The sequence below is a fragment of the Streptomyces sp. RP5T genome (assembly GCF_003933965.1).
GTDB lineage: Bacteria > Actinomycetota > Actinomycetes > Streptomycetales > Streptomycetaceae > Streptomyces.
In genome coordinates this window covers 1-2,910 of record NZ_RSAJ01000828.1, presented here as the reverse complement: position 1 = coordinate 2,910, position 2,910 = coordinate 1, and the positions used below count along the sequence as shown (strand labels likewise).

At 73.7% G+C, this 2,910-nt stretch carries 3 protein-coding genes; all 3 read right to left on the bottom strand.

What is annotated here, in order from left to right; all coding sequences use genetic code 11:
- Positions 1 to 856: carboxyl transferase domain-containing protein (locus EHS43_RS41665; RefSeq protein WP_312023476.1), on the bottom strand; the 856-nt coding region annotated here is incomplete at its 3' end.
- Complete coding sequence (locus EHS43_RS41660) at positions 849 to 2,294, bottom strand: acyl-CoA synthetase (RefSeq protein ID WP_125195694.1); 1,446 nt, start codon at positions 2,292 to 2,294, stop codon at positions 849 to 851. The genes EHS43_RS41660 and EHS43_RS41665, both read right to left, overlap by 8 nt.
- 35 nt (positions 2,295 to 2,329) lie before the next feature.
- On the bottom strand, positions 2,330 to 2,910 hold a 581-nt coding region (locus tag EHS43_RS41655), incomplete at its 5' end, for an SLC13 family permease (RefSeq protein ID WP_369009075.1).

The window sequence follows — 2,910 nt, the reverse complement described above, 5'->3', positions numbered from 1 at the left end:
TGTCGGGGGTGGGCGCCGCTTCGGCGGTACGGCCGTCTGCCGGACGGCCGGGTTGCACAGCGGGCTGTGTGTCGGTCGCGTCCCGGGTTTCGGGGTCCGTGGTGCCGGGAGCCGGCCGGGCGGGGTGGTGAGGTGCCGTCTCGGTGGTTCGGCCGTTCGGGTGGCCCGCGCCCGGGACCGCCGACGGGCGTGCCAGGAGCCGAAGCCATCTGCCCAGCGTCTCCCGCAGCTCCTGCGGGTGTACGACCGCGTCCGCCGCGCCCGCCGCGACCTGGGCCTCGGCCGAATACGCCGCCGGGTCGGCGTCCGGCGGGCGGACCCGGGAGCCCGCGAAGCCGACCTGGGCCCCCGGCAGGGCGAGGATCACGTCGGCGCCCGCGCCCAGGGTGGCCCAGCCGCCGCCCGTGGTCGGGTCGCGCAGCACCGCGATCTGCGGCAGGCCCGCCGCCCTGGTGAGGGCCGACTCGCGTGCCACGCGCTGGAGTTGGGACAGGGCGAGCATGCCCTCCTGCATACGGCTGCCCCCCGTGGCCACCAACGGCACGACAGGGAGGCGGTGTTCACGCGCGTACCGGTACGCCACCTCCAGCCGGTCGCCGGTGCGCTCGCCCAGCGAGCCGCCGAGGAAGCCGAACTCGAAGGCGATCAGGACGGCTCGGGTGCCCTCGACGTACGCGGTGCCGCAGACGACCGACTCCTGCTCACCGGTGCGTTCGGCGGCGCGGGCGCGCGAGGCGTCGTAGCCCTGCCAGGCGAGCGGTCCGTCCGGCTTCGACTTCCTTTCGGGGTAGCGGAGTTCGGAGAAGTCGTCGGCGAGCAGTGCGATCACCTCGCGCGCGGACGGACGCTCAGGCATGCAGGGCCCGCTTCATGATCTTGCCCATGTCGTTGCGGGGCAGGGAGTCGATGTGGTGGACGACCCGGGGCCGCTTGTGCGGGGCCAGGCGTCGGGCCACATGGTCCGCCAACTCCTCCAGCGAGGGCGGGGACTGGGCGTCCGCCGGGACGATCCACGCCACGATCCGCTCGCCCAGGTCCGGGTCCGGCTCCCCGGTCACCGCCGCCTCCCGCACCCCGGGGTGCTCCAGCAGCGCGTTCTCGATCTCGCCCGCCCCGATCTTGTAACCCCCGCTCTTGATCAGGTCGGTGGCCTTGCGGCCGACGATCCGCACGTATCCGTCCGCGTCCCGCACCGCCATGTCCCCCGTACGGAACCAGCCGTCCGCCGTGAACGCGGCCGCCGTCGCGTCCGGCCGGTTGAGGTACTCGGTGAACAGGTTGGGCCCGCGCACCTGGATCTCGCCCACCGTCTCGCCGTCGTACGACGTGATCGGCGACCCGTCCTCCTCCACCAGCCGCAGCTCCACGCCCGGCAGCGGTACGCCCACCGTTCCGGCGCGCGGCTCGCCGTCGGCGCGCACGCTGGTGTTCATGAGGGTCTCCGTCATGCCGTAGCGCTCGACGACCCGGCGGCCGGTCGCGGCCGCGATGCGCTCGTGGTCGTGGACGGGCAGCGCGGCCGAGCCGGAGACCAGGAGGCGGGCTCCGGCCAGCGCCTTCGCCAACTCGGGCTCGCCGGAGAGGGTTTCGGCGATGCGGTGGTACATCGTCGGGACACCGAAGAGCATGGTCGCGCCGCCGTTCAGCTCACGGGCCACCCCCTCGGTGCTGAACCGGCCGAGGTGGCGGACCGAGCCGCCGCGACGGAGCGGGCCGAGGATGCCGAGGACCAGGCCGTGCACATGGAACAGGGGCAGGCCGTGCACGAGGACGTCCCGCGCGGTCCACTGCCAGGCGTCGGCGAGGGCGTCCAGGGTGGTGGCGACCGCCCTGCGGGGGATCACCGCGCCTTTCGGCGGGCCCGTGGTGCCGGAGGTGTACACGACCAGGGCGGGGTCGTCGTCGCGCGCCGGGCTCTCGGGGGCGGGACCGCCGGTGCCGTGCACGTCGACGTCCAGGCGCTCCAAGTCGAGCACGGCGGAGGGGAGTTCGGCACCGGGTGCGGCGAGCAGCAGGCCCGGGGCGCTGTCGTTCAGGATGTGCCCGAGCTCCTTCTCGCCGGACTTCGGGTTGAGCGGGACCGCCGCGACCCCGGCCTCCAGCGCGGCCACCACGGCCACCGCGGTCTCCAGTTCCGGCGTCGCCCAGACGGCCACACGGTCGTACCGCGCGAGACGGGCCGCCAGGGTGCCGGTGGCGGCGGCGAGTTGCGCGTAGGTGAGTGAGCGGTCGCCGAACCGCAGGGCGGGACGGTCCGCCGTGGCGCCCCTGAGGGCCGGGAAGAGAGAGGTCACGCTTCCAACTCCTAACCTGTTGTCGCCTGTCGGTCCTACCCGAACCCCGGCACGACCATGACCAGCCACACCACCGCGGGCACCACCGCGACCACGATGCCTCCGTAGATCATCAGCTGCCGGAAGAAACGCTCGCGGTCCACGTCCGGTGCCGCGGCCAGCACCAGCGCCCCGTTCGTCGAGAACGGGCTCACGTCCACGACCGTCGCCGACACCGCCAGCGCCGCCACCATCCCGACCGCGCCGATCTCGCCCTGGGCGAGGAACGGCACCGCGAGCGGGATCAGCGCGCCCATGATCCCCACGGAGGAGGCGAACGCGGAGACGATCGCACCGATGTAGCACAGCAGTACGGCGGCCAGCAGCGGGACGCCGATGCCGCCGACGCCCTCACCGGCCCACTTGATCGTGCCCATCTCGTCCAGCACGCCGACGTAGGTGAGGACACCGCAGATCAGCAGCACCGTCGTCCAGGCGATCTGCCCGACCGCGGTGCGGCTGTCCTGCGGCCAGGCGGCGCTCAGGAGCACCGCGAGGGTGATCGAGGTGAGCCCGGCGTCGAGGTCGAAGGCGAGGACGGCCACGACCAGGGCGACCAGGGAGGTCAGGGTTGCGG